Raw genomic sequence first — 26,191 nt, 5'->3', positions numbered from 1 at the left:
GACATTTGGCGCAAGTTTAGTCCGCTTTGTCGAATATAAGTAACCTTCGACTGAGGCGTCCGCCCGATAGCTTTCACACGGCGTGTCTGAGCAAATTTAGAGCGAAAGTCATGCCAATGAGTTCCTTCAGATAAAAATCCTTTTTAATCAATGCCTTGAGGGGTGTGAGGGAGTAATTTGCACAATAAGTGACGTCGAATTGACAGAAACCGTGTGATTAAGGCGTCCTTTAAGTGCCGCGCCGAGATGTCGACGCGACACAAAAAAGCGACGTGTGGCTTTTACTGAGCGTTGAAAGCCTGGCCATTGATGCCGGTGCTGTCCGGACCCATCAGATACAGGTACACCGGCATGATTTCTTCCGGCGTTGGGTTATTCAGCGGATTTTCTCCCGGATAAGCCTGGGCACGCATGCTGGTGCGGGTGGCGCCGGGGTTGATGCTGTTGGAGCGCACGGGGGCGACGGTGTCGACTTCGTCAGCCAGGGTTTGCATCAAGCCTTCGGTCGCAAACTTGGACACGCCGTAAGCGCCCCAGTACGCGCGACCCTTGCGGCCCACGCTGCTGGAGGTGAACACCACCGAGGCGTCCTGGGACAGCTTGAGCAGGGGCAGCAGGGTGCTGGTGAGCATGAACATGGCGTTGACGTTGATGTGCATGACGCGCATGAAGTTCTCGCCGGACAACTGCTCGATCGGCGTGCGCGGACCGATGATCGAGGCGTTATGCAGCAAGCCGTCAAGGTGGCCGAACTCTGTTTCGATCATCGCGGCCAGCTCATCGTATTGATGGGGCAGGGCGGTTTCCAGGTTGAACGGGATCACCACCGGCTGAGGATGCCCGGCGGCCTCGATGTCGTCATAGACCTGCGTCAGATTGGCTTCGGTCTTGCCCAGCAGCAATACGGTGGCGCCATGGGCGGCATAGGTTTTCGCCGCTGCCGCGCCGATGCCGCGGCCCGCGCCGGTGACCAGGATGACCCGGTCCTTGAGCAGTTCAGGACGTGCGGAATAATCAAACATAAGAAACCTCAACAAAAATTCTTCAGGTCGAGCGCGATCCTGTGGGAGTGAGCCTGCTCGCGATAGTGGCGGCTCAGTCAACAGGGTTGTTGAATGTGATGACGCCATCGCGAGCAGGCTCGCTCCCACATTAGTAGTGCTCAAACCCCTTGGAAACCATGCCGCTACGAAAGCGGCTCAGCAGCCACACAGGGCGCTATCGAGCACCTTGCGCAACTCCAATGGATGATCCACCACCACGTCTGCTCCCCAGTGCCGAGGGTTGTCTTCCGGGTGAATGTAGCCGTAGGTCACGGCCGCCGTTTTGGTGCCGGCATCACGCCCCGATTCGATATCGCGCAAGTCGTCACCCACGAACAGTACGCTGGCCGGGTCCAGGTCGAGCATCTTGCACGCCAGGATCAACGGTTCAGGGTCTGGTTTGCTGTTCTTCACGTGATCCGGGCAGATCAACAAGGCCGAGCGTTCGGCCAGCCCCAGTTGCTGCATGATCGGCTCGGCGAACCGCAGTGGCTTGTTGGTCACCACGCCCCAGATCAGGTTGGCCTTCTCGATGTCGGCCAGCAGTGCGCCCATGCCGTCGAACAGCTTGCTGTGCACCGCGCAGCCGACCAGGTAGCGCTCAAGGAACTCCAGGCGAAGCTCCTCGAAGCCTGGCGATTCCGGGTCCATGGAGAAGGTCACCGCGACCATCGCCTTGGCGCCGCCGGAAATCTCGTCGCGAATATGTTTGTCGTTCATCAGCGGCAAACCGCGATCAGCGCGCATTGCCTGACAAATGGCAATGAAGTCCGGCGCGGTGTCGAGCAGGGTGCCGTCCATGTCGAAAAGGACTGCTCTGATACGCATCGGCTTACTCCTCGCGCAGGGTCTGGATCATGTAGTTGACGTCCACGTCGGCCGCCAGTTTGTAGTGCTTGGTCAGCGGGTTGTACGTCAGCCCGATGATGTCCTTGACGGTCAGGCCGGCCATGCGGCTCCAGGCGCCCAGTTCGGAAGGACGGATGAATTTCTTGAAGTCGTGAGTGCCGCGCGGCAGCAGCTTCATGATGTATTCGGCGCCGACGATGGCGAACAGGTACGCCTTCGGATTGCGGTTGATGGTGGAGAAGAACACCTGGCCGCCGGGCTTGACCATGCGGAAGCAGGCGCGGATCACCGAGGACGGGTCCGGCACGTGTTCAAGCATTTCCAGGCACGTGACCACATCAAACTGCTCGGGCATTTCTTCTGCCAGCGCTTCGGCGGTGATCTGCCGGTATTCGACGCTCACGCCCGATTCAAGTTGATGCAGTTGCGCGACGGCCAGTGGCGCTTCGCCCATGTCGATACCCATGACGGTGGCGCCACGCTGGGCCATGGCTTCACTGAGGATGCCGCCGCCGCAACCGACGTCGAGGACTTTCTTGCCGGCCAGATTGACCCGCTCGTCAATCCAGTTGACTCGCAGCGGGTTGATGTCGTGCAGCGGTTTGAACTCGCTTTCGCGGTCCCACCAGCGATGCGCCAGGGCTTCGAATTTGGCGATTTCGGCGTAGTCGACGTTGCTCATGGTTCAGTCCTCTAAAACTTGAAAAATCCTGTTGCCCCGGGGGTGAGTCCGGAGTGCTTGCTATTCGGTGCGGCCGCTGATGCGCTGGCCCCAGGCCTTGGCCGTGGCGCAAAGTTGTTCCTCGTCCAGGCGGGTCAGGCAGCGGTCATCGAGCAGTTGCTTGCCGGCGACCCACAGGTGCTTCACGCAGTCCCGGCCGGTGGCGTAAATCAGTTGTGAAACCGGGTCGTAGACAGGTTGCTGCGCCAGACCCGACAGATCGAATGCCACGATGTCCGCTGCCTTGCCGATTTCCAGCGAGCCGACCTCATTCTCGATTCCCAGCGCACGGGCACCGTTGAGGGTGGCCATGCGCAATGCGCGGTGGGCGTCCAGCGCGGTGGCCGAGCCGGCGACAGCCTTGGCCAGCAGCGCGGCAGTGCGGGTCTCGCCAAGCAAGTCGAGGTCGTTGTTGCTGGCTGCGCCATCGGTGCCGACCGCGACATTGACGCCCGCTTGCCACAGTCGCTCGACCGGGCAGAAGCCGCTGGCGAGCTTGAGGTTGGATTCCGGGCAATGAATCACGTTGGTGTTGCTTTCTACCAGCAATGCCAGGTCTTCCTCGCTGATCTGGGTCATGTGCACGGCCTGGAAGCGCGGGCCGAGCAGGCCAAGGCGACCAAGTCTGGCCAGTGGGCGTTCGCCGCGCTGTTCGACCGATTGCTGAACCTCGAAGGCGGTTTCGTGGACGTGCATATGAATGGAGGCGTCCAGCTCTTCGGCAATCACCCGGATTTTCTCCAGGTTTTCATCGCCCACGGTGTACGGGGCATGGGGGCCGAAGGTCACTTTGATGCGCTCATGGTGCTTGAGATCGCCGAACAGTTCGACGCCCTGACGAATGGCTTCGTCGGCCGTGCTGGCGCCCGGGATCGGGAAGTCGAGGATCGGAATTGCGATTTGTGCACGAATTCCGCTGTTGTGGACACGCTCGCTGGCAACCTTCGGGAAGAAATACATGTCAGAGAAGCAAGTGATGCCGCCTTTTATCTGCTCGGCGATCGCAAGGTCGGTGCCGTCGCGTACAAAGGCCTCGTCGACCCACTTGGCTTCGGCGGGCCAAATGTGGTTTTCCAGCCAGGTCATCAACGGCAGATCGTCGGCCAGGCCGCGGAACAGCGTCATCGCCGCATGCCCGTGAGCATTGATCAGGCCCGGACAGAGCAGCACGTCCGGCAGCTCGCGCACTTCGGTTGCGTTAAGCTTCAGCGCAGCGGACCGCGGGCCGATAAATACAATGCGTCCGTCGCGGATGCCCAGGCCGTGCTCTTTGAGGACAACGCCGGCGGGTTCGACGGGTACCAGCCAGGTCGGCAGCAATAACAGGTCGAGCGCAGCGGCAGTGTTCGGCATCGAGGATCGGTTCCAGTGCTTTTGTAAAGGATGGCGAAGTATACCCGAGCGTCTTCGCGGGGGGATCGCTATAATCGGCGGCTTTTGTTCATGAGTGCGGGGTGTGGGATGCGCGATCGACTGTTGGCTGCGGAGAAGGTAAAGGCCATCGATTGGCGTGATGGCGCCCTGTACCTGCTGGATCAGCGTGTTTTGCCGTTCGAAGAAACGTGGATCGCCTACACCAGTGCAGCGGGTGTCGCCGAGGCGATTCGCTCGATGGTGGTGCGTGGTGCGCCGGCCATCGGCATCAGTGCGGCCTATGGCGTGGTACTGGCGGCACGTAGCCGATTTGCCGAGGGGGGCGACTGGCAGGCGGCGCTGGAAGAGGATTTCGCTCTGCTTGCCGATTCCCGTCCTACCGCTGTCAACCTGTTCTGGGCCCTGGGCCGCATGCGTGAACGGCTTGAACGTCTGAAGCATCACGCCGATCCGCTGGCGGTGCTTGAAGCGGAAGCCATCGCCATCCACGAAAGTGATCGCGAAGCCAACCTGACCATGGCGCAGCTGGGAGTGGACTTGATCCGCAAACACCAGGGCAATGCGCAGGCAATCCTGACCCACTGCAACACTGGCGCCCTGGCCACTGGTGGTTTCGGCACGGCGCTGGGGGTGATTCGCGGCGCCTATATCGAGGGCATGGTCGAGCGTGTTTACGCCGATGAAACCCGTCCTTGGCTGCAAGGTTCGCGGTTGACTGCCTGGGAGCTGGCCAATGAAGGCATTCCGGTCACGGTCAATGCCGACTCCGCCGCCGCGCACATCATGAAAACCAAAGGTGTGACCTGGGTGATCGTGGGTGCCGACCGGATTACCGCCAATGGCGACGTGGCGAACAAGATCGGCACTTATCAACTGGCGGTGAGCGCCATGCACCACGGCGTGCGCTTCATGGTGGTGGCGCCGAGTTCGACCATCGACATGAACCTGGCCAGCGGCGATGAAATTCCTATTGAAGAGCGCGATGGTCGCGAACTGCTGGAACTCGGCGGCAAGCGGGTCGGGGCGGATGTCGATGCCTTCAACCCGGTGTTCGACGTGACGCCTGCGGACCTGATCGATGCGATCGTCACCGAAAAAGGCATCGTCGAGCGCCCGGATACGGCGAAACTGGCCCAATTGATGTGCCGCAAGCGTCTGCATTGAAGACATCTGGCGCCTGATAAACCGCCATCGCGGGCAAGCCCGCTCCCACAGGATTTGTGAGCGCAACAGAACCCTGTGGGAGCGGGCTTGCCCGCGATGAGGCCCACAACTCCAGCAAATCACCCAGAATCGGCTGCAATTTCAGCATTCAATCCGGCTCTAAGCCTCTCTCGTCCCCTTTCAGCCTGTCACCGGTCAACTAACTATGCTCCATGCGCATCTGGGGGATAGGTGCGTGGCGGCTCTTGTGATAACATCCGGCGTTTTCCGAGGCAGTCCCACGGGGTTGTCTTTACTGCGCAAATCCATGGTTCAACTTGTTGATTTGTCGTAAGTCGGTGCATGGCACTCAGCCTGCAGCGGCGAGCTTCGTTCGTCCCATATGGATGTGACGAAGTTTCACCAGAAAAAGGAATCGAGCTTCTCATGGGCGAACTGGCCAAAGAAATCCTCCCGGTCAATATCGAAGACGAGCTGAAGCAGTCCTACCTCGACTACGCGATGAGCGTAATTGTCGGGCGGGCCCTGCCGGATGCGCGCGATGGCTTGAAGCCCGTGCACCGGCGCGTGCTGTTCGCGATGAGCGAGCTGGGCAACGACTTCAACAAGCCGTACAAGAAATCTGCCCGTGTTGTCGGTGACGTAATCGGTAAGTACCACCCGCACGGTGATACCGCGGTGTACGACACCATCGTCCGCATGGCGCAGCCATTTTCGCTGCGCTATCTGCTGGTAGACGGTCAGGGCAACTTCGGTTCCGTGGACGGCGACAACGCTGCAGCCATGCGATACACCGAAGTGCGCATGACCAAGCTGGCGCACGAGCTGCTGGCTGACCTGCACAAGGAAACCGTGGACTGGGTGCCGAACTACGACGGCACCGAAATGATCCCGGCGGTCATGCCGACCCGTATTCCCAACCTGCTGGTCAACGGCTCCAGCGGTATCGCCGTGGGCATGGCGACCAACATCCCGCCGCACAACCTCGGTGAAGTCATCGACGGTTGCCTGGCGCTCATCGACAACCCCGAGTTGACCATCGATGAGCTGATGCAATACATCCCCGGTCCGGACTTCCCGACCGCCGCGATCATCAACGGTCGTGCCGGCATCATCGAAGCCTACCGTACCGGTCGCGGGCGCATTTACATGCGTGCCCGCTCGATCATCGAGGACATCGACAAGGTCGGTGGCCGTCAACAGATCGTCATCACCGAACTCCCTTACCAGCTGAACAAGGCCCGTCTGATCGAGAAGATCGCCGAGCTGGTAAAAGAGAAGAAGCTTGAAGGCATCACCGAACTGCGTGACGAGTCCGACAAGGACGGTATGCGCGTCGTGATCGAACTGCGTCGTGGCGAAGTGCCTGAGGTGATCCTCAATAACCTCTACGCCCAGACCCAGCTGCAAGCCGTATTCGGTATCAACATCGTTGCGCTGATCGACGGCCGTCCGCGGATCCTGAACCTCAAGGACCTGCTGGAAGCCTTCGTGCGTCACCGTCGCGAAGTCGTCACCCGCCGTACCGTGTTCGAGCTGCGTAAAGCCCGCGAACGTGGCCACATTCTGGAAGGTCAAGCGGTTGCCCTGTCGAACATCGACCCGGTCATCGCCCTGATCAAGGCTTCGCCAACCCCGTCGGAAGCCAAGGAAGCGCTGATCAGCACTGCCTGGGAATCCTCCGCGGTCGTTGCGATGGTTGAACGTGCCGGTGCCGACTCGTGCCGTCCAGAGACCCTGGACCCGCAATACGGTCTGCGCGACGGCAAGTACTTCCTGTCGCCGGAACAGGCGCAAGCCATTCTGGAACTGCGTCTGCACCGTCTGACCGGTCTGGAACACGAGAAGCTGCTGGCCGAGTATCAAGAGATCCTCAACCAGATCGGCGAACTGATCCGCATCCTCAGCAGCGCCACGCGCCTGATGGAAGTGATCCGCGAAGAACTGGAAGTGATCCGCGCCGAATACGGCGACGTGCGTCGCACCGAAATTCTCGATGCCCGTCTCGACCTGACCCTGGGAGACATGATCCCGGAAGAAGAGCGCGTCGTGACCATCTCCCACGGTGGCTACGCCAAGACCCAGCCATTGGCTGCGTACCAGGCTCAGCGTCGTGGCGGTAAAGGCAAATCGGCGACTGGCGTCAAGGATGAGGACTACATCGCTCACCTGCTGGTCGCCAATAGTCACACCACGCTGCTGCTGTTCTCCAGCAAGGGCAAAGTGTACTGGCTGAAAACCTATGAAATCCCGGAAGCGTCCCGTGCGGCCCGTGGTCGTCCACTGGTCAATCTGCTGCCGCTGGACAGTGATGAATACATCACCACCATGCTGCCGGTCGAGGAATACACCGAAGGTCACTTCATCTTCATGGCTACCGCCAAAGGCACCGTGAAGAAGACCCCGCTGGAATCCTTCAGCCGTCAACGCAGCGTCGGCCTGATCGCGCTGGAGCTGGACGAAGGTGATGTACTGATTTCCGCCGCCATTACCGATGGCGAGCGTGAAGTCATGCTGTTCTCCGACGGCGGCAAGGTCACCCGCTTCAAGGAAACCGACGTTCGCGCCATGGGCCGTACCGCTCGTGGTGTGCGCGGCATGCGTCTGCCGGAAGGCCAGAAGCTGATTTCCATGCTGATCCCGGAAGAAGGCAGCCAGATCCTCACCGCTTCGGCCCGTGGTTTCGGTAAGCGCACGGCGATCACCGAGTTCCCTGAGTACAAGCGTGGCGGTCAGGGCGTTATCGCCATGGTCAGCAACGATCGTAATGGCCGTCTGGTCGGCGCAGTCCAGGTGCTCGACGGCGAGGAGATCATGCTGATTTCCGACCAGGGCACTTTGGTTCGTACTCGTGTCGACGAAGTCTCCAGCCTGGGTCGTAATACCCAGGGCGTAACCCTGATCAAACTGGCCAGCGATGAAACGCTGGTAGGTCTGGAGCGGGTTCAGGAGCCGTCGGAAGTCGAAGGCGAAGAGCTGGAAGGCGAAGAGGGCGAAGAGGGCGCGGTGTTCGACGGTGAGGTCGTGATTGACGACGTCGTCGAAGATCAGCAGCTCGACGCCGCAGCCGACGAAGAACCGCAGGAATAAGCGGGCAAACAGGGGGCGGATGAAAATTCGCCCCCTTGTTGTTTGTCCCAGTTGAAAATATCGACACCCACGAAGATCCTGTGTGGAAGGGCTTTTGTGGGAGCCGGGCTTGCCCGCGATGCAGGCACCGCGGTGTGTCTTGCGTACCGCGGTGATGCAATCGCAGGCAAGCCAGCTCCCACAAAAGCTTGCTCCAGCAGGTGTCTGTGTTGACTGATATCGTGATTTTTATTGCGTGATACCACCAAATCAGAGCGAGATTGGATGTGAGCAAGAGAGCCTATAACTTCTGTGCCGGTCCTGCGGCACTTCCCGAAGCTGTCCTGCAGCGCGCCCAGGGTGAACTCCTTGATTGGCACGGCAAGGGCCTCTCGGTCATGGAAATGAGCCATCGCAGTGATGAGTTCGTGTCCATCGCCACCAAGGCCGAGCAGGATCTGCGTGATCTGCTGAATATCCCTTCGAACTATAAAGTGCTGTTTCTGCAAGGTGGCGCCAGCCAGCAATTTGCCCAGATTCCGCTGAACCTGTTGCCGGAAAACGGCACGGCCGACTATATCGACACCGGTATCTGGTCGCAGAAAGCCATCGAAGAAGCCTCGCGCTACGGCCGCGTCAACGTTGCCGCTACCGCCAAGCCTTACGACTATTTTGCTATCCCGGGTCAGAATGAATGGAGCCTGTCCAAGGATGCGGCCTACGTTCACTACGCGCCGAACGAAACCATCGGCGGCCTGGAATTCCAATGGATTCCCGAAACCGGTGACGTGCCGCTGGTGGCTGACATGTCCTCGGACATCCTGTCGCGTCCAGTCGATGTTTCGCGCTTCGGCATGATCTACGCCGGTGCCCAGAAAAACATCGGCCCGAGCGGCATCGTCGTCAACATCGTTCGCGAAGACCTGCTGGGTCACGCCCGTTCCATCTGCCCGACCATGCTCAACTACAAGGTCGCGGCCGACAACGGCTCGATGTACAACACCCCGCCGACCCTGGCCTGGTACTTGTCTGGCCTGGTATTCGAGTGGCTGAAAGAGCAGGGTGGTGTTGAAGCCATCGGCAAGCTCAATGAAGTGAAGCAGCGCACGCTGTACGACTTCATCGACGCCAGCGGCTTGTACAGCAACCCGATCAACAAGTCGGACCGCTCGTGGATGAACGTGCCGTTCCGTCTGGCTGACGACCGTCTGGACAAGTCGTTCCTGGCTGGTGCCGACGAGCGTGGCTTGTTGAATCTCAAGGGGCATCGCTCCGTGGGCGGCATGCGCGCCTCCATCTATAACGCCGTCGACATCGTTGCGGTCAACGCACTGGTTTCGTACATGGCAGAGTTCGAGAAGGAACACGGCTAATGTCTGAGCAAGAACTCAAGGCACTGCGCCTGCGCATTGATGCCCTGGACGAGAAAGTCCTGGAGCTGATCAGTGAGCGCGCACGCTGCGCCCAGGAAGTTGCGCGAGTAAAGATGGCCTCGCTGGCCGAAGGCGAAGTGCCGGTGTTCTATCGTCCTGAGCGTGAAGCTCAGGTGCTCAAGCGCGTGATGGAACGCAATCAGGGGCCGTTGGGCAACGAAGAGATGGCGCGGTTGTTTCGCGAAATCATGTCCTCGTGCCTGGCGCTCGAGCAGCCACTGAAAGTGGCTTACCTCGGCCCTGAAGGCACCTTCACCCAGGCGGCGGCCATGAAGCATTTCGGCCACGCCGTGATCAGCAAGCCAATGGCGGCGATCGACGAAGTGTTCCGTGAAGTGGCGGCCGGTGCGGTGAACTTTGGCGTGGTCCCGGTGGAAAACTCCACCGAAGGCGCGGTCAACCACACCCTCGACAGCTTCCTCGAACACGACATGGTCATCTGTGGCGAAGTCGAGTTGCGAATTCACCATCACTTGCTGGTGGGTGAAAACACCAAGACCGACAGCATCAGCCGCATCTATTCCCACGCCCAGTCCCTGGCCCAGTGCCGCAAATGGCTGGACGCCCATTACCCGAATGTCGAGCGCGTGGCGGTGTCGAGCAACGCCGAAGCGGCCAAGCGGGTCAAGGGTGAGTGGAACTCGGCGGCGATTGCCGGCGACATGGCCGCAGGCCTGTACGGGCTGACCCGTCTGGCCGAGAAAATCGAGGATCGCCCGGACAACTCCACGCGATTCCTGATGATCGGCAGCCAGGAAGTGCCGCCGACGGGCGACGACAAGACCTCGATCATCGTCTCCATGAGTAACAAGCCCGGCGCGCTTCACGAGTTGCTGGTGCCGTTCCACGACAATGGCATCGACCTGACACGGATCGAAACCCGTCCGTCGCGCAGCGGCAAATGGACCTACGTGTTCTTCATCGACTTCGTCGGCCACCATCGCGACCCGCTGGTCAAAGGTGTGCTGGAAAAGATCAGTCAGGAAGCAGTGGCACTCAAAGTGCTGGGTTCCTACCCGAAAGCAGTTCTCTAAGGGGTAGCAAATGAGTGGTGACTTCCTCGCTCTGGCACAGCCGGGCGTGCAACAACTTTCGCCGTACGTCCCGGGCAAGCCCGTGGACGAACTGGCGCGTGAGCTGGACCTCGATCCAGCCAGCATCGTCAAACTGGCCAGCAATGAAAACCCGCTGGGCGCCAGTCCGAAGGCTTTGGCGGCCATACGCGACGCGCTGGCCGAGCTGACCCGTTATCCGGATGGCAACGGTTTTGCGCTCAAGACCCTGTTGGCGCAGCAGTGCCGTGTCGAGCTCAATCAGGTGACGCTGGGCAATGGCTCCAACGACATTCTCGAGCTGGTTGCCCGCGCCTATCTGGCGCCGGGCCTGAACGCGGTGTTCAGTGAGCACGCGTTTGCGGTCTACCCGATCGTGACCCAGGCCGTGGGTGCCGAGGCCAAAGTGATCCCGGCCAAAGACTGGGGTCATGATCTGTCGGCCATGCTGGCGGCAATCGACGCCAATACCCGCGTGGTCTTTATTGCCAACCCGAACAACCCGACCGGGACCTGGTTCGATGCCGAGGCGCTGGACGAATTCCTCCAGGATGTACCGGCACACGTGCTGGTGGTGCTGGACGAGGCCTACATCGAATATGCCGAAGGCAGCGATTTACCGGACGGCCTGGATTATCTGGCGGCTTATCCGAACCTGCTGGTTTCGCGCACGTTCTCCAAGGCTTACGGCCTAGCGGCGCTGCGGGTCGGTTATGGTCTGTCCACCGCTGTGGTCGCGGACGTGCTGAACCGTGTGCGTCAGCCGTTCAACGTCAACAGCCTGGCCTTGGCCGCGGCGTGCGCGGCCTTGCAAGACACCGATTACCTGGCCGAAAGCCGTCGTTTGAACGAATCCGGCATGCAGCAACTGGAAGCGGGTTTCCGCCTGTTGGGGCTGAGCTGGATCCCGTCCAAGGGCAACTTCATTTGCGTCGATGTCGGTCGTGTTGCGGCGCCGGTGTTCCAGGGGCTGCTGCGCGAAGGCGTGATCGTGCGTCCGGTGGCCAATTACGGCATGCCGAACCACCTGCGTATCACCATCGGTTTGCCGGCTGAAAACAGTCGCTTCCTTGAGGCGCTGACCAAGGTTCTGGCTCGTGGGTGATGTCACTGCTCTGCAATCTGCTGAACCTATGATCGGTCGCCTGGTGGTGGTCGGTCTGGGGTTGATTGGCGGTTCGTTTGCCAAGGGGCTGCGTGAAAGTGGCCTGTGCCGTGAAGTGGTCGGGGTCGATCTCGACCCGCAGTCACGCAAGCTGGCGGTTGAGTTGGGCGTGGTGGATCGCTGCGAAGACGACCTGGCTGTTGCTTGCCAGGGTGCTGACGTGATTCAGCTGGCTGTGCCGATCCTGGCGATGGAGAAAATGCTCGGCCGATTGGCTGGCATGGACCTTGGGCAGGCGATTCTGACCGACGTCGGCAGCGCCAAAGGCAATGTCGTTCGGGCGGCCACCGAGGCGTTTGGCGGTATGCCCGCGCGTTTCGTGCCTGGGCACCCGATTGCCGGTTCCGAGCAGAGCGGGGTGGAAGCTTCCAACTCGGACCTGTTCCGTCGCCATAAAGTGATTCTGACGCCGCTGGATCAAACCGATCCGGCCGCGCTGGCGGTGGTCGACCGTTTGTGGCGCGAATTGGGCGCCGACGTCGAGCACATGCAGGTCGAGCGTCATGACGAAGTGTTGGCGGCAACCAGCCATTTGCCGCACTTGCTGGCGTTCGGTTTGGTCGATTCACTGGCCAAGCGCAATGAAAATCTTGAGATCTTCCGTTACGCTGCCGGCGGTTTCCGCGATTTCACAAGAATCGCGGGGAGCGACCCGGTCATGTGGCACGACATCTTCCTCGCCAACCGCGAAGCTGTCCTGCGCACACTCGATACATTTCGCAGCGACCTCGACGCCTTGCGCGACGCGGTCGATGCAGGGGATGGGCACCAATTGTTGGGCGTATTCACTCGCGCCCGGGTTGCCCGCGAACATTTCAGTAAAATCCTGGCCCGCCGGGCTTATGTGGACGCTATGAATTCCAACGACCTGATTTTCCTGGCACAACCTGGTGGCCGCCTGACTGGGCGGATTCGTGTACCGGGCGATAAATCGATTTCCCACCGTTCGATCATGCTGGGCTCCCTGGCCGAAGGCGTCACCGAAGTCGAAGGCTTCCTCGAGGGCGAAGACGCCCTGGCGACCCTGCAGGCTTTCCGTGACATGGGTGTCGTGATCGAAGGTCCGCACCACGGTCGCGTAACCATTCACGGCGTCGGCCTGCACGGCCTGAAGCCTGCGCCGGGCCCGATCTATCTGGGCAACTCCGGCACTTCGATGCGTCTGCTGTCCGGCCTGCTGGCTGCGCAGAGCTTCGACAGCACCCTGACTGGTGATGCCTCGCTGTCCAAGCGTCCGATGAATCGCGTGGCCAATCCGCTGCGTGAAATGGGCGCTGTGATCGAGACTGCCGCTGATGGCCGTCCACCGATGACCATTCGTGGCGGCAATAAGCTCAAAGGCCTGACTTACACCATGCCGATGGCCAGCGCCCAGGTTAAATCCTGCCTGTTGCTGGCGGGTCTGTACGCCGAAGGCAAGACCACTGTCACTGAGCCGGCTCCGACGCGCGACCACACCGAGCGTATGCTGCGTGGTTTCGGCTATCCGGTGAGCGTCAACGGCGCGACTGCGTCGGTCGAGTCCGGCCACAAGCTGACCGCGACCCATATTGAAGTGCCGGGTGATATCTCATCGTCGGCGTTCTTCCTGGTGGCGGCGTCGATCGCTGAGGGTTCGGAGCTGGTGCTTGAGCACGTCGGCATCAACCCGACCCGGACCGGCGTGATCGACATTCTGCGTCTGATGGGCGCTGACATCACCCTGGAAAACCAGCGTGAAGTCGGCGGTGAACCCGTGGCGGATTTGCGCGTACGGGCAGCTAAACTCAAAGGTATAGAGATTCCGGAAGCGCTGGTGCCGCTGGCTATCGACGAATTCCCGGTGCTGTTCGTGGCGGCGGCCTGTGCTGAAGGGCGCACCGTTCTGCGTGGTGCCGAAGAATTGCGCGTCAAGGAATCGGACCGCATTCAGGTCATGGCCGATGGCTTGCTGGCCTTGGGCGTGAAATGCGAACCGACCCCGGACGGCATCATCATCGACGGCGGCCAGATCGGCGGCGGCGAAGTGCATGGTCACGGCGATCACCGGATTGCCATGGCTTTCAGTGTGGCTTCGCTGCGCGCCACTGCGCCGATCCGTATTCATGATTGTGCCAACGTCGCGACGTCGTTCCCGAACTTCCTCGCGTTGTGCGCGCAAGTCGGTATTCGTGTAGCACAAGAGGCGCAGTCGTGATTATCAAGCCACCGGTCATCACCATCGACGGGCCCAGCGGTTCGGGCAAGGGCACGATTGCCGGTATTCTGGCAAAGCGTCTGGGCTGGTGCCTGCTGGATTCCGGTGCGTTGTACCGTTTGCTGGCGTTCGCGGCACGCAACCACGGTGTTGATCTGACCAATGAAGAGTCGCTGAAACTGCTGGCCGCTCATCTGGACGTGCAGTTCGTCGGAGCGACCGAAGGGCATCCGCAGCGGATCATTCTTGAAGGTGACGATGTCACTGACGATTTGCGCAACGAGCAAGTGGGTGCCTGGGCTTCCCAGGTCGCTGCGTTGCCAGCCGTTCGCGACGCTCTGCTTCAGCGCCAACGGGCGTTTCAGGAGCCTCCCGGATTGGTCGCCGATGGCCGCGACATGGGCACGGTGGTTTTCCCGGATGCGCCGCTGAAGATATTCCTCACTGCCAGTGCCGAGGAGCGTGCGCGCCGTCGATACTTGCAGTTGAAGGGAAAAGTCGATGGTGTTAGTCTGTCGAGTCTGCTAGATGAGATACGTGTTCGCGATGAGCGTGACACCCAGCGAGCGGTAGCCCCGCTCAAGCCGGCGGCTGACGCCATACAGCTGGATTCCACGGAATTATCCATCGAGCAGGTGCTTGAACGCATCATGAGCGAGATCGCCATTCGCGATATCGCCGGGTGACCAAGAAGCTTTGCAGGGGACCAGTCATAGTCTTGCAAGGCTTCTTTAAATGAACATAACCCACGTCGTCTGGGATGTGGAGATGGGCGTATCCTTCGCCCTTATTCAACAGGAATTAAAATGAGCGAAAGCTTTGCGGAACTCTTTGAAGAAAGCCTAAAAACCCTGAACCTTCAGGCAGGCTCCATCATCACCGGTGTTATCGTTGATATCGATTACCAAGCTCGCTGGGTAACCGTTCACGCTGGCCTGAAGTCTGAAGCACTCATCCCGCTTGAGCAGTTCTACAACGATGCTGGCGAACTGACTATCAACGTCGGTGACGAAGTTCACGTTGCTCTGGACTCGGTTGAAGACGGCTTTGGTGAAACCAAGCTGTCCCGTGAAAAAGCCAAGCGCGCTGAATGCTGGATTGTTCTGGAAGCAGCCTTCGCAGCCGAAGAAGTGGTCAAGGGCGTTATCAACGGTAAGGTTAAAGGCGGCTTCACTGTCGACGTTAACGGCATCCGTGCGTTCCTGCCAGGTTCTCTGGTTGACGTCCGTCCTGTGCGCGACACCACGCACCTGGAAGGCAAAGAGCTGGAATTCAAGGTCATCAAACTCGACCAGAAACGCAACAACGTTGTCGTTTCCCGTCGTAGCGTCCTCGAAGCCGAGAACTCCGCTGAGCGTGAAGCTCTGCTGGAATCCCTGCAGGAAGGCCAACAAGTCAAAGGTATCGTCAAGAACCTCACCGATTACGGCGCATTCGTCGATCTGGGTGGCGTCGATGGCCTGCTGCACATTACCGACATGGCTTGGAAGCGTATCAAGCATCCTTCCGAAATCGTCAATGTTGGCGACGAGATCGATGTCAAGGTTCTGAAGTACGATCGCGAACGCAATCGTGTTTCCCTGGGCCTCAAGCAACTGGGCGAAGATCCATGGGTTGCTATCAAAGCCCGTTACCCAGAAGGCACTCGTGTTACCGCTCGCGTAACCAACCTGACCGACTACGGCTGCTTCGCTGAGCTGGAAGAAGGCGTTGAAGGCCTGGTACACGTTTCCGAAATGGACTGGACCAACAAGAACATCCACCCTTCGAAAGTCGTACAAGTCGGCGACGAAGTGGAAGTTATGGTCCTGGACATCGACGAAGAGCGTCGTCGTATCTCCCTGGGCATCAAGCAGTGCAAATCTAACCCATGGGAAGATTTCTCTGGCCAGTTCAACAAGGGCGATAAAATCTCCGGCACCATCAAGTCGATCACCGATTTCGGTATCTTCATTGGTCTGGACGGCGGCATCGACGGTCTGGTTCACCTGTCCGACATCTCCTGGAACGAAGTGGGCGAAGAAGCCGTTCGCCGCTTCAAGAAGGGCGACGAGCTGGACACCGTTATCCTGTCGGTTGACCCAGAGCGCGAGCGCATCTCCCTGGGTATCAAGCAACTGGAAAGCGATCCGTTCTCCGAATACGTTCAAGAGAACGATAAAGGCGCCATCGTTAAAGGCATCGTGAAAGAAGTTGACGCTAAAGGCGCCATCATCACTTTGGCCGACGATATCGAAGCGACTCTGAAAGCCTCCGAAATCAGCCGTGACCGCGTTGAAGACGCGCGCAACGTTCTGAAAGAAGGCCAGGAAGTAGAAGCCAAGATCATCAGCGTTGATCGTAAGAGCCGCGTAATTCAGCTGTCGATCAAGTCGAAAGACGATGCTGAAGAGAAAGAAGCCATCCAGAGCCTGAAAACTGCTCCGGAAGGTGAAGCTGCAGCTGACACCACCATGGCGGCACTGCTGCGCCAGGCAATGGCCAAACAGAACTAAGTTCTGTAGGACCATAGAAAAAGGGCGACTTCGGTCGCCCTTTTTTGTGCCCGGAATTTGACGAATTTGCCAGGCATGGCTAACCCATGTGGGGGCGGTGTGAAACCAATAAGGTCAACAAGTTGTCCGATTCTTTAATCGGATCAATCGTTTATTAACAGCTAACCTTTAGTTTGTAGAGAACGACAGTCGGGCGGATCGTCCGGCGTAAGGAAGTGAATGAACAAGCTCATTGTCGTAATAGCAGTACTGACATTGGCGGGCTGTACAACAAATGCCAAGACTCACGTCGTGCGCGGGGTCAGTGGTATCGAGATTGATTGTTCGGGGTTGGGGTCCGGGTGGGAGAAATGTATCAAGCGCGCGAACAAGGAGTGTAAGGCGTCGGGGTACAAGGTCGTGGCGCGGTCTGATGATGCCAAAGAAGAAGATGAGTTTCCGTTTGGCTTCAATCCTGCTGGCTATCTGACGCGCACCATGCTGGTTATTTGTAGATAAACGATGACGAGCGGTATGGTGGGTGTTTTGAAGCCTTGGTGTCTGGTGCTCCAGTACTGGCAAATATATGTAGAAAGCCGGGCTGTTCAAATTCATCCGGGCGTGCTAAAACCTTTGAAGCGCTGATCTAGCTGCTTGAAAAAGAAGGGAAAAATATGACGAAGTCGGAGTTGATCGAACGAATTGTCACCCATCAAGGGCTGCTCTCATCAAAAGATGTGGAGCTGGCCATCAAGACCATGCTCGAGCAAATGTCCCAATGTCTGGCCACGGGTGATCGTATCGAGATCCGTGGGTTTGGCAGCTTCTCCCTGCACTACCGCGCCCCGCGCGTAGGCCGTAATCCGAAAACCGGTCAGTCGGTTAGTCTGGATGGTAAATTCGTTCCGCATTTCAAGCCTGGTAAAGAGCTGCGCGATCGTGTGAACGAGGATGAGGAGGAGGGGCTTTGACGGCTGTCGTAATTCAAGGAGCCGCTCATGCGTAATCTCAAGCGCGTACTTTTCGCCATATTGGTTTTGTTGCTGGTTTTAGCGACTCTTGCATTTGTTCTTGAAAATCAGCAATCGGTATCCTTGCTGTTTCTAGGGTGGGAAGGGCCGCGGTTGCCGGTATCTCTGATCATGGTTCTTTCGCTGCTGATCGGCATGGTGATCGGACCAATTCTTGGTTGGTTCCTGGGACGTACGTCCAAGGCGTCGCGCAAGCGTTTGGTCTGACGGCGACAATCGCATGACACACGTCGAATTTGCGTCACTGCTTGTCTATATCCATTAGTAAAACCTTCATTTAGCTGTAAAATGCTGCGGTTGTCCGATAGTGGCATATTCCCACGTCGGTTCAGACTGACTCTGTCAGAAGCCTCAGCGAACTTGATGGCTTTTGCATTCATGGATTCGACAGTGCTCGGTTGGCGGCCCTGTCAGCAACTCAAGGGTATGGTTTCGCGTGAAAATTCTAGTTACCGGCGGCGCCGGGTTTATTGGCTCGGCGGTCATCCGTCATATCATCTCCAACACAACTGACGCTGTCGTTAACGTCGATAAGCTGACTTATGCCGGCAATCTTGAGTCCCTGGCCGAAGTCAGCGAAGACCCGCGCTATGCATTCGAACGGGTCGATATCTGCGACCGCGATCAAATTGACCGTGTCCTGCGTGAACACCAACCGGATGCCATCATGCACCTGGCCGCAGAGTCCCACGTTGATCGCTCGATCTCCGGCCCGTCCGAATTCATCCAGACCAACATCATTGGCACTTACACCCTGCTTGAAGCTGCGCGCCACTACTGGGCGGCGCTGGATGGTGCGCGTAAAGCCAGCTTCCGCTTCCACCACATTTCGACTGACGAAGTTTACGGAGACCTTGAAGGTCCGGAAGACCTCTTCACCGAAACAACACCGTATCAGCCAAGTTCGCCTTACTCCGCGAGCAAGGCCAGTTCCGATCATCTGGTTCGTGCCTGGAGCCGTACTTATGGCTTGCCGACCCTGGTCACGAACTGCTCGAACAACTATGGCCCATGCCACTTCCCTGAGAAGCTGATCCCGCTGATCATTCTCAATGCGCTGGAAGGCAAGCCGCTGCCGGTCTACGGCAAGGGCAATCAGGTTCGTGACTGGTTGTACGTCGAAGACCACGCTCGTGCACTGTACAAAGTCGTGACCGAAGGCGTTATCGGCGAGACGTACAACATTGGTGGCCATAACGAAAAACAAAACATCGAAGTCGTGAACACCTTGTGTGCACTGCTCGACGAATTGCGTCCGGATTCCGCCTATCGGCCACATGCCAGCCTGATTACTTACGTTCAGGATCGTCCCGGTCACGACCAGCGTTACGCCATCGACGCCAGCAAAATCCAGCGCGAGCTAGGTTGGACGCCAGAAGAGACTTTCGAAACCGGCATCCGCAAGACTGTCGAGTGGTACCTCAGTAATACCGAGTGGGTTGCTCACGTGAAGAGCGGCAGCTATCAGCAATGGATCGACCAGAACTATAGTGATCGTTCGAGCAAGGCATGAAGATCCTCCTGCTCGGAAAAAACGGACAGGTGGGGTGGGAGCTGCAGCGCTCCCTGGCGCCGCTTGGCGAGTTGATTGCCCTGGATCGTCATGCGGTTGATGGCTTGTGTGGCGACCTGGCTGACCTCGATGCATTGCGTGCGACGATCCGCAAGGTCAAGCCCGACGTTATCGTCAATGCCGCGGCTTACACTGCCGTCGATAAAGCTGAGTCCGATACTGACTTGGCCGACCGCGTGAACGCTCAGGCAAGTGGGGTCATGGCCGAAGAGGCTGCGACCCTGGGCGCTTGGTTGATTCATTACTCGACTGATTATGTGTTCAGTGGGCAGGGTTCAAAGGCTTGGCAAGAAACCGATCCAGTGGCCCCGGTGAATCACTACGGCGCCAGCAAGCTGGCTGGCGAACAGGCGATTACCGCTTCTGGCTGCAAGCATTTGATCTTTCGCACCAGTTGGGTCTATGGCGCTCGCGGTAACAACTTCGCCAAAACCATGCTGCGTTTGGCCAAGGATCGCGAAACCTTAAGCGTTATTGCCGACCAGATTGGAGCTCCAACGGGCGCAGACCTGATTGCCGACGTAACAGCGTTGACCATTCAGCAGATTCTGCACCGTCCCGAGCTATCGGGTTTGTACCACTTGGCTGCCAGCGGTGAAGTTTCCTGGCACGGTTATGCCAGCCACGTAATCGAATTCGCCAAAGCCAACGGTGAACAGCTCGCCGTCATGGCGATTAACCCGATTGAAACGACCGCTTATCCAACACCCGCACGTCGCCCCCTGAATTCGCGTTTGAATACTCAGAAGCTACGTGACAATTTTTCTCTACACTTGCCGGATTGGCAAAGTGGTGTAACCCGAATGCTTAGGGAAGTTCTGAACAAATGACCACGACAAATCGTAAAGGCATCATCCTCGCTGGCGGCTCGGGCACTCGTCTGCATCCGTTGACCCTTGGTGTTTCCAAACAGATGCTGCCGATCTACGACAAGCCGATGATCTTCTATCCGCTGTCGGTGCTGATGCTTGCGGGCATGCGCGAAATCCTGATTATCTCAACGCCTGAAGACTTGCCATGTTTCCGCAAATTGCTGGGTGACGGCAGCCTTTACGGCATCAAGCTGACCTATGCCGAGCAACCTAGTCCGGATGGTCTGGCACAAGCCTTCATCATTGGCGAAGAGTTCATCGGCGAAGATCCTTGCTGCCTGATCCTGGGCGACAACATCTTTTACGGTCAGCATTTCTCGGACAACCTGCGCTCCGCCAGCACTCAACAACATGGCGCTACCGTGTTTGGCTACCACGTCTCCGACCCGGAGCGCTTTGGTGTAGTCGAGTTCGACAAAACCGGTCGCGCTCTTAGCATTGAAGAGAAACCGCTGAAGCCAAAATCCAACTATGCAGTGACCGGCCTTTACTTCTACGACAACGATGTTGTCGAGATCGCCAAGAACATTAAGCCGTCCTCGCGTGGCGAGTTGGAAATCACCGACGTTAACCGCGCCTACCTTGAGCGGAACACCCTCAATGTAGAAATGCTCGGACGCGGTTTTGCCTGGCTGGACACGGGGACTCATGACTCGTTGCTCGAGGCCAGTCACTTCGTGCATACGATCGAGCAGCGTCAAGGCTTGAAAGTGGCCTGCCTGGAGGAGATCGCCTACAACAACGGTTGGATTACCGCTGAACAGTTGGGCGCTCAGGCCGATAAGCTGAAGAAGACTGGATATGGTCAGTACCTGCAAAAACTGCTGGATTTGGGTTCCCTCTGAGTCGAGAGGGTTTACTTTCAAACCTAGCGTTTAATCCGTGCAAGCAGGAAGAGCATGCCAGTAAAACATCCCAAGGTTGCAGTTTTGCTGGCTGCGTACAACGGAATGCAGTGGATAGAGGAGCAACTGGTCTCGATTCTCGGCCAGTTATCGGTCGACGTTACCCTGCACATTAGCATCGACCCCTCTACTGACGGCACCGAGGCGTGGTGTAGAGCTTATGCGGCTGAGCATCCAGCAGTTGTAGTGCTTCCGGATGCCAACCGCTTCGGCGGAGCATCGCGCAACTTCTTTCGGTTGATCCGGGACGTTGACCTCGATGGCTACGACTTCGTCGCCTTTGCCGACCAGGACGACATCTGGTATCCCGACAAACTGCTCAGAGCAACCCAAACGCTGCAGGCACGAGGAGTAGATGCCTACTCCAGTAACGTGACGGCGTTCTGGCCAAACGGCAGAACCCTGCTGCTGGACAAGGCGCAGCCTCAGGTCGCCTGGGATTCTTTGTTCGAGGCCGCCGGGCCTGGCTGTACCTATGTCTTTGGAAAAAGCCTGGCAGAAGCCTTGAAAGGCTCGATGCTCGCCAACTGGCAGCAACTGCAAGGTGTAACTCTGCATGACTGGTATTGCTACGCCTTTGCGCGCAGTCATGGTTACCGTTGGTATATCGACCCGATACCCGGGATGGATTACCGGCAGCACGAGCGTAATCAGGTCGGTGCGAACACAGGCCTGAGTCCGTTGATCGCTCGTTACAAAACCATTCATGACGGTTGGTGGTTCGGTCAGGTTGACCTGATTGCAGATCTGGTGGGGCAGGGGACGAAGCCCTTTGAAGGCGCCTTGCTGCAATTGCGGCGCACGGAACTGATGAAACTGTCCTTCAGTGCCTGGCAATGCAGGCGTCGGGTGCGGGACAAGATTTTCTTCTTTTTTATCTGTTGGTTCACCGCGTTGATAGGAAACAAAGCTCAATGACAGCCCCAAAGGTATTGGTCACAGGGGCGGGCGGTTTCGTGGGTGAAGCGCTGGTTTTCAGGCTGTTGGTCGACAAGCAGTTCGCTCCGATCGCAGCCGCTCGCAGTCCTACCCGGTTACAGGGTTTGTGTCCGGTTGTACCCTTTGATCTGAATGATCCTGAAGCCTTGCCAGAGTTGAAGGATGTAAGTGCGGTCGTCCATGCGGCGGCCAGAGTTCATGTGATGAACGAAGTCGCTTCTGATGCCTTGGCCGAGTTTCGCAAGGTCAATGTGGAGGGCACTCTCCGGTTGGCAAGGCGCGCCGCTGAATCGGGGGTCAAACGCTTCATCTTCATCAGTTCGATCAAGGTCAATGGCGAAAACACCCTGCCAGGCAAGCCGTTCAAGGCTGACGATACTCCGGTCCCGGTGGATCCTTATGGCGTGTCCAAGCACGAGGCTGAACAAGGCCTGAGGCAACTCGCTCGTGAAACCGGCATGGAAGTGGTGATCATTCGCCCGCCATTGATCTATGGGGCGGGTGTTAAAGCCAATTTTCTGAGTATGCTGCGCTGGCTCAACAAAGGTATTCCGCTACCGTTGGGAGCGGTCCGGAATCAGCGTAGCCTTGTGTCGATCGGAAACCTGGTGGACCTTGTTATCACCTGTATCAATCACCCTGCTGCAGCGAACCAGACCTTTCTGGTCAGTGATGGCCAGGACTTGTCCACAACTGAAATGCTACGTCGCCTGGGCAAAGCGCTCGGGAAGAAGGCCTGGCTCTTGCCATTGCCAGAGTGGTTGCTGGTAGGGGTGGCTTCGGCATTGGGAAAGCAATCCGTTGCCCAACGGATCTGCGGGTCATTGCAGGTCGACATCAGCAAAAATCGTGAATTATTGGGGTGGACACCCCCCATCAACATGGATGAAGCCATGCGCCAAACCGCAGGTCACTATCTGGACGCGCAGACAAAATGACTTTTTTGTGGCTGCTACTAGCAGTATTCGTTGTTTCCTGGGGGCTGACGCTTGTTTTACGTCGTTATGCCTTGGCCAATAGCTTGATGGATACACCAAACGAGCGCAGCTCTCACTCTGTGCCTACTCCTCGGGGTGGAGGTGTAGCTATTGTTGTTTCCTTTCTGTTGGCGCTTCTGATCCTTCGCGGTCTTGATTTGATGAGCCTGGCGACGCTCGTTGGTTTGCTGGGGAGCGGCTTGTTGGTCGCGCTTATCGGTTTTGCCGATGATCACGGGCATATCGCCGCAAGGTGGCGCCTATTAGGCCATTTTGCAGCCTCGATATGGGCGTTATATTGGCTGGGAGGCTCTCCTGGCGTCACGCTCTTTGGCCTCACTCTTGATCCAGGTTGGATTGGGAATATTTTGTTTGTGCTGTATTTGGTCTGGATGCTGAATCTTTACAACTTCATGGATGGCATTGACGGCCTGGCCAGTGCTGAAGCGATCAGCGTCTGCCTCGGAATGTTGCTGGTCTATTGGTTTAGTGCAAACCTCGAACTGGCATGGGGGCCTCTGGCTCTGGTGGCAGCGGTCGGGGGGTTTCTCTGTTGGAACTATCCGCCGGCAAAAATTTTCATGGGAGACGCAGGCAGCGGTTTTTTGGGGATTGTATTGGCAGGGATGTCGATTGAGGCAGCCTCCAAGTCGCCCGAGTTGCTCTGGAGCTGGTTGATCATGCTTGGCGTTTTCATTGTTGATGCGACGTGGACCCTGATGCGCAGGCTTTTGCGAGGTGAAAAAGTGTATGAAGCCCACCGCAGTCATGGTTACCAATATGCCTCTCGCAAGCACCGTAGCCATAAAACAGTAACGCTGGCATCGATCGCTATCAATTTTGTATGGCTCATGCCGTTGTCGATTGCTGTAGCAAGTGGCTGGATTCCCGGATTTTTTGGTATGGTCATAGCTTATGCGCCACTGCTGTTTATCGCACGCACCTACAAAGCAGGAGAGTCGGAGCAAGTAGTGTAATTAAAAAGCGTCAAAAACACATATCAACACGGGTTTGCATGGTCGCCTCTCTTGTAGAGCATCTAGGGATGTACCTGCCGCTGATGTTGTGATATTTGCAGGTCGCTAAGTTGCATTGGTTAGGGAGTTCGATTTAATGAGTGGTTTATTCAGTATGGTTGCTTCAAAAATCTGGCGAGTCGTAACGCGTTTTTCTCGAGGGCTGCGCTCTTTTTTGGCCAAGTCTAAAGCGTTTATTCGGCCTTTTTACCAAAAGTTTCCTTTCCTTGTGTGGATTCGTGTTCGTATACATCTGTTTTTCAAGCGCTTGCGCGAAAACATTATGTTAGTGATTAATTCGCGGAATAATACCAAGGCTATCCAGGCTATATTGAATCGCCGTTTCTCACCGTTTCAGAACCCGTCGATTGTCCAGGCGCAGCCCGTTATTGATGTGTCGGTGGTGACGTACAATAGTGGCAAGTGGATTGATGGTTTTTTTGAGTCGTTAAAGGCGCAAAGTTACCCGCTCAGCAAATTGAATATGTTCTTTGTTGATAACGGATCTTCCGACAACACCATCGAAGCATTGCAACGTTGGCGGGCATTGCTTGGTCAGGATGTGGCGGGTTTCGACATTCTGGAAGGCGGCAATGTCGGCTTTGGTGCCGGGCATGAAAAGGCAATCAATAAAGGGCACTCTGAATATTTTCTTGTCAGTAATGTGGATATCGTTTTTGCCAAAGACTCTATAACCAGAGTGGTAGCCGCTGCTTTGGCTGATGCCAAGGCTGAGGTGGCGTCCTGGGAGTTGAGGCAGGCACCCTATGAGCACCCTAAATATTACGATCCGGTAACATTGGAAACCAACTGGTCGTCCCATGCCTGCGTACTCGTAAGAAGGTCGGCTTACGCTGAAGTCGGTGGATACGAGCGCGAGATCTTCATGTATGGCGAAGACGTCGAGCTTTCCTATCGCTTCAGGTCCTATGGGTACCAACTGAAGTATTGCCCGTCTGCCGTCGTTTATCACTACACCTATGAGCATGAGCATCATGTAAAGCCTATTCAGTATACCGGCAGCACGCTGGCCAATGCTTATATCAGGCTGCGCTACGGGAATTTGAGCGATAGAGTGGGCGGCTTTATCTTGCAATGCCTGCTTTTACTCCGTCCAGAGCCCTATGCTGGCGCCCGTCGCGATGTGTTCCGAAACTTCGGTGTGATATTCAAGAAGGCTCGGTATTTCATGCGGGGCAAAGGCCCGAGTGAGAACTGCTATTTTCCTTTCAGGGGCTTTGATTATGAAATGATCAGGGATGGGGCGTTCTGGGAGGTGGGTGAGCCATTGGTCGATTACCCCCTGGTTACTGTGGTGACTCGAACTTACAAGAATCGAGGAGAATTTCTCAGGCAGTCCATGATGTCTGTGTGTAATCAGACGTACCCGAATATCGAGTTGATAGTCGTTGAGGATGGCGGTTCTACGATGAGCTCGGTTGTGGCTGATTTTGAATTTCCGGAGGGAATGAGTGTAAGTTACTACTCCCTCGATAAAGTCGGTCGTTCGGTGACCGGTAATTATGGTTTGGAAAAGGCAGCCGGGAAATATTGCATGTTTCTCGATGATGATGATTTGCTTTTCGCGGATCACGTCGAGGTACTTGTTGGTGCGTTGGCGAAAAATACTGATGCGGTAGGGGCCTACTCATTGGCGCTGGAAGTCGGTACTGTTGCCAGTGGTGTGGAAGGGCAATACTTTGAGGTTAGCCATGCGGTGCCTCCGATTCTCAAGCAAGAATATGACTATGAAGTTCTGCTGGATCACAACTATATAGCGATTCAGTCTCTCCTTTTTCAAAAGGATCTCTTCTTGCAACGAGGCGGATTTCAAACCGATATGAGCAGTCTCGAAGACTGGAATCTTTGGTTGCGGTATGGTTATGGCAATAAGTTTGTTTATGTGCCAAAAACCACGTCTTTGTTTAGAACTCCAGGTGACCCGACTGTACGGGTGGAGCGGCATATGCAGTTGCATGACGCATATTATATTGCCAAGAATCACGCAGTGAAAATGTGTAAGAGTTATACCTGAGTTCGTGCTTTAGCGGGTTTTGGTTTCGAGTTTTGTGAATTGAGTCATTCCGTGTGAGTGACTCTTTATTGGTTTTAGCTCCTCAATATCCAGGCTTTTTTTCAGATGGACGGCGGCAGCCCTTTAAAGTAAGCAAATCTGGCTGTCTCGGGAGGGGCGCAGGCTTGGGCCGGGATGGTTTCGAGCGGTGCTCGTCCTGTTCCCCGTCAACGATTCAGTCCGACGTGTGCCTGCCTGAGCTTGAGGTGTTTTTCGCTCTTGGCGGTAGGGGTTGAGCCTTTTTTGTTGGGTGCTGCAGCTAGACCATAGGTAAGGAAACCCGG

22 protein-coding genes are annotated in these 26,191 nt (G+C 57.1%); 18 read left to right on the top strand and 4 right to left on the bottom strand.

Annotation, left to right across the window (positions count from 1 at the left end; translation table 11 throughout):
• Nucleotides 1-281: 281 nt before the first annotated feature.
• The 4 genes from K5K95_RS00330 to K5K95_RS00315 all read right to left on the bottom strand — a co-directional run bounded on the left by K5K95_RS00330 (nt 282) and on the right by K5K95_RS00315 (nt 3,966).
• Nucleotides 282-1,022 carry a YciK family oxidoreductase gene (locus K5K95_RS00330; protein ID WP_222587938.1) on the bottom strand — a complete coding sequence of 247 codons (741 nt, stop codon included), beginning with the start codon at nt 1,020-1,022 and terminating at the stop codon, nt 282-284.
• A 177-nt stretch (nt 1,023-1,199) separates the two neighbouring features.
• A complete protein-coding gene (gene mupP, locus K5K95_RS00325) occupies nt 1,200-1,871 on the bottom strand; it encodes an N-acetylmuramic acid 6-phosphate phosphatase MupP (protein ID WP_222587937.1) in 672 nt (223 codons plus the stop codon).
• Nucleotides 1,872-1,875: 4 nt separating this feature from the next.
• On the bottom strand, nt 1,876-2,574 hold the full coding sequence (ubiG, locus tag K5K95_RS00320) for a bifunctional 2-polyprenyl-6-hydroxyphenol methylase/3-demethylubiquinol 3-O-methyltransferase UbiG (RefSeq protein WP_046042598.1): 699 nt from the start codon (nt 2,572-2,574) through the stop codon (nt 1,876-1,878).
• Nucleotides 2,575-2,634: 60 nt separating this feature from the next.
• Nucleotides 2,635-3,966, bottom strand: a complete 1,332-nt coding sequence (locus K5K95_RS00315) for a TRZ/ATZ family hydrolase (protein WP_222587936.1) — start codon at nt 3,964-3,966, stop codon at nt 2,635-2,637.
• Between the two features lie 108 nt (nt 3,967-4,074).
• On the opposite strand from K5K95_RS00315, the gene mtnA reads away from it, so the two are divergent.
• From mtnA to K5K95_RS00225, 18 genes are all read left to right on the top strand, one after another.
• Nucleotides 4,075-5,151, top strand: a complete 1,077-nt coding sequence (gene mtnA / locus K5K95_RS00310) for an S-methyl-5-thioribose-1-phosphate isomerase (protein WP_222587935.1) — start codon at nt 4,075-4,077, stop codon at nt 5,149-5,151.
• A gap of 426 nt (nt 5,152-5,577) precedes the next feature.
• The gene (gyrA, locus tag K5K95_RS00305; RefSeq protein WP_222587934.1) at nt 5,578-8,241 is read left to right on the top strand and encodes a DNA gyrase subunit A; all 2,664 of its coding nucleotides are present in this window, start codon (nt 5,578-5,580) and stop codon (nt 8,239-8,241) included.
• A 266-nt stretch (nt 8,242-8,507) separates the two neighbouring features.
• A complete protein-coding gene (gene serC, locus K5K95_RS00300) occupies nt 8,508-9,593 on the top strand; it encodes a 3-phosphoserine/phosphohydroxythreonine transaminase (RefSeq protein WP_222587933.1) in 1,086 nt (361 codons plus the stop codon).
• Nucleotides 9,593-10,687 (top strand): prephenate dehydratase, encoded by a 1,095-nt coding sequence (gene pheA, locus K5K95_RS00295; RefSeq protein ID WP_007899727.1) that lies wholly within the window; start codon nt 9,593-9,595, stop codon nt 10,685-10,687. The genes serC and pheA overlap by 1 nt, the downstream gene beginning before the upstream one ends.
• A 10-nt stretch (nt 10,688-10,697) precedes the next feature.
• Nucleotides 10,698-11,810 (top strand): histidinol-phosphate transaminase, encoded by a 1,113-nt coding sequence (gene hisC / locus K5K95_RS00290; RefSeq protein WP_222587932.1) that lies wholly within the window; start codon nt 10,698-10,700, stop codon nt 11,808-11,810.
• Nucleotides 11,811-11,838: 28 nt separating this feature from the next.
• Nucleotides 11,839-14,046: a bifunctional prephenate dehydrogenase/3-phosphoshikimate 1-carboxyvinyltransferase gene (locus tag K5K95_RS00285; RefSeq protein ID WP_261398201.1), complete on the top strand. Its 2,208-nt coding sequence runs from the start codon at nt 11,839-11,841 to the stop codon at nt 14,044-14,046.
• Complete coding sequence (cmk, locus tag K5K95_RS00280) at nt 14,043-14,732, top strand: (d)CMP kinase (protein ID WP_090186583.1); 690 nt, start codon at nt 14,043-14,045, stop codon at nt 14,730-14,732. Before K5K95_RS00285 ends, cmk begins: the two co-directional genes overlap by 4 nt.
• A 120-nt stretch (nt 14,733-14,852) precedes the next feature.
• The gene (rpsA, locus tag K5K95_RS00275; protein WP_208669354.1) at nt 14,853-16,541 is read left to right on the top strand and encodes a 30S ribosomal protein S1; all 1,689 of its coding nucleotides are present in this window, start codon (nt 14,853-14,855) and stop codon (nt 16,539-16,541) included.
• 219 nt (nt 16,542-16,760) lie between these two features.
• On the top strand, nt 16,761-17,039 hold the full coding sequence (locus K5K95_RS00270) for a hypothetical protein (RefSeq protein WP_222587930.1): 279 nt from the start codon (nt 16,761-16,763) through the stop codon (nt 17,037-17,039).
• A gap of 155 nt (nt 17,040-17,194) precedes the next feature.
• A complete protein-coding gene (gene ihfB / locus K5K95_RS00265; RefSeq protein ID WP_003369729.1) occupies nt 17,195-17,491 on the top strand; it encodes an integration host factor subunit beta in 297 nt (98 codons plus the stop codon).
• A gap of 27 nt (nt 17,492-17,518) precedes the next feature.
• Nucleotides 17,519-17,758 (top strand): LapA family protein, encoded by a 240-nt coding sequence (locus K5K95_RS00260; protein ID WP_222587929.1) that lies wholly within the window; start codon nt 17,519-17,521, stop codon nt 17,756-17,758.
• Between the two features lie 229 nt (nt 17,759-17,987).
• Nucleotides 17,988-19,064: a dTDP-glucose 4,6-dehydratase gene (gene rfbB / locus K5K95_RS00255; RefSeq protein WP_222587928.1), complete on the top strand. Its 1,077-nt coding sequence runs from the start codon at nt 17,988-17,990 to the stop codon at nt 19,062-19,064.
• Nucleotides 19,061-19,954 (top strand): dTDP-4-dehydrorhamnose reductase, encoded by an 894-nt coding sequence (rfbD, locus tag K5K95_RS00250; RefSeq protein WP_222587927.1) that lies wholly within the window; start codon nt 19,061-19,063, stop codon nt 19,952-19,954. Before rfbB ends, rfbD begins: the two co-directional genes overlap by 4 nt.
• Nucleotides 19,951-20,841, top strand: coding sequence for a glucose-1-phosphate thymidylyltransferase RfbA (gene rfbA, locus K5K95_RS00245; RefSeq protein WP_222587926.1), 891 nt, complete (start codon nt 19,951-19,953; stop codon nt 20,839-20,841). Before rfbD ends, rfbA begins: the two co-directional genes overlap by 4 nt.
• Before the next feature lie 54 nt (nt 20,842-20,895).
• Entirely contained in the window at nt 20,896-21,819 is a 924-nt protein-coding gene (locus K5K95_RS00240; protein WP_222587925.1) for a glycosyltransferase, read from the top strand.
• A complete protein-coding gene (locus K5K95_RS00235) occupies nt 21,816-22,778 on the top strand; it encodes a UDP-glucose 4-epimerase family protein (RefSeq protein ID WP_222587924.1) in 963 nt (320 codons plus the stop codon). Before K5K95_RS00240 ends, K5K95_RS00235 begins: the two co-directional genes overlap by 4 nt.
• Nucleotides 22,775-23,794 carry an MraY family glycosyltransferase gene (locus K5K95_RS00230; protein ID WP_222587923.1) on the top strand — a complete coding sequence of 340 codons (1,020 nt, stop codon included), beginning with the start codon at nt 22,775-22,777 and terminating at the stop codon, nt 23,792-23,794. Before K5K95_RS00235 ends, K5K95_RS00230 begins: the two co-directional genes overlap by 4 nt.
• A 136-nt stretch (nt 23,795-23,930) precedes the next feature.
• Nucleotides 23,931-25,868, top strand: coding sequence for a glycosyltransferase family 2 protein (locus K5K95_RS00225; protein WP_222587922.1), 1,938 nt, complete (start codon nt 23,931-23,933; stop codon nt 25,866-25,868).
• Nucleotides 25,869-26,191 lie beyond the last annotated feature (323 nt).

The organism is Pseudomonas sp. DR48 (assembly GCF_019823085.1).
GTDB lineage: Bacteria > Pseudomonadota > Gammaproteobacteria > Pseudomonadales > Pseudomonadaceae > Aquipseudomonas.
This window is presented reverse-complemented; position numbering and strand designations above follow the sequence as displayed.

Excerpts from the sequence above, each read along its gene's own strand:
- K5K95_RS00330 (WP_222587938.1), bottom strand. The coding sequence starts at position 1,022 with ATGTTTGATTATTCCGCACGTCCTGAACTGCTCAAGGACCGGGTCATC.
- mupP (WP_222587937.1), bottom strand. The coding sequence starts at position 1,871 with ATGCGTATCAGAGCAGTCCTTTTCGACATGGACGGCACCCTGCTCGAC.
- ubiG (WP_046042598.1), bottom strand. The coding sequence starts at position 2,574 with ATGAGCAACGTCGACTACGCCGAAATCGCCAAATTCGAAGCCCTGGCG.
- K5K95_RS00315 (WP_222587936.1), bottom strand. The coding sequence starts at position 3,966 with ATGCCGAACACTGCCGCTGCGCTCGACCTGTTATTGCTGCCGACCTGG.
- mtnA (WP_222587935.1), top strand. The coding sequence starts at position 4,075 with ATGCGCGATCGACTGTTGGCTGCGGAGAAGGTAAAGGCCATCGATTGG.
- gyrA (WP_222587934.1), top strand. The coding sequence starts at position 5,578 with ATGGGCGAACTGGCCAAAGAAATCCTCCCGGTCAATATCGAAGACGAG.
- pheA (WP_007899727.1), top strand. The coding sequence starts at position 9,593 with ATGTCTGAGCAAGAACTCAAGGCACTGCGCCTGCGCATTGATGCCCTG.
- hisC (WP_222587932.1), top strand. The coding sequence starts at position 10,698 with ATGAGTGGTGACTTCCTCGCTCTGGCACAGCCGGGCGTGCAACAACTT.
- K5K95_RS00285 (WP_261398201.1), top strand. The coding sequence starts at position 11,839 with ATGATCGGTCGCCTGGTGGTGGTCGGTCTGGGGTTGATTGGCGGTTCG.
- rpsA (WP_208669354.1), top strand. The coding sequence starts at position 14,853 with ATGAGCGAAAGCTTTGCGGAACTCTTTGAAGAAAGCCTAAAAACCCTG.
- K5K95_RS00270 (WP_222587930.1), top strand. The coding sequence starts at position 16,761 with ATGAACAAGCTCATTGTCGTAATAGCAGTACTGACATTGGCGGGCTGT.
- ihfB (WP_003369729.1), top strand. The coding sequence starts at position 17,195 with ATGACGAAGTCGGAGTTGATCGAACGAATTGTCACCCATCAAGGGCTG.
- K5K95_RS00260 (WP_222587929.1), top strand. The coding sequence starts at position 17,519 with ATGCGTAATCTCAAGCGCGTACTTTTCGCCATATTGGTTTTGTTGCTG.
- rfbD (WP_222587927.1), top strand. The coding sequence starts at position 19,061 with ATGAAGATCCTCCTGCTCGGAAAAAACGGACAGGTGGGGTGGGAGCTG.
- rfbA (WP_222587926.1), top strand. The coding sequence starts at position 19,951 with ATGACCACGACAAATCGTAAAGGCATCATCCTCGCTGGCGGCTCGGGC.
- K5K95_RS00240 (WP_222587925.1), top strand. The coding sequence starts at position 20,896 with ATGCCAGTAAAACATCCCAAGGTTGCAGTTTTGCTGGCTGCGTACAAC.
- K5K95_RS00235 (WP_222587924.1), top strand. The coding sequence starts at position 21,816 with ATGACAGCCCCAAAGGTATTGGTCACAGGGGCGGGCGGTTTCGTGGGT.
- K5K95_RS00230 (WP_222587923.1), top strand. The coding sequence starts at position 22,775 with ATGACTTTTTTGTGGCTGCTACTAGCAGTATTCGTTGTTTCCTGGGGG.
- K5K95_RS00225 (WP_222587922.1), top strand. The coding sequence starts at position 23,931 with ATGAGTGGTTTATTCAGTATGGTTGCTTCAAAAATCTGGCGAGTCGTA.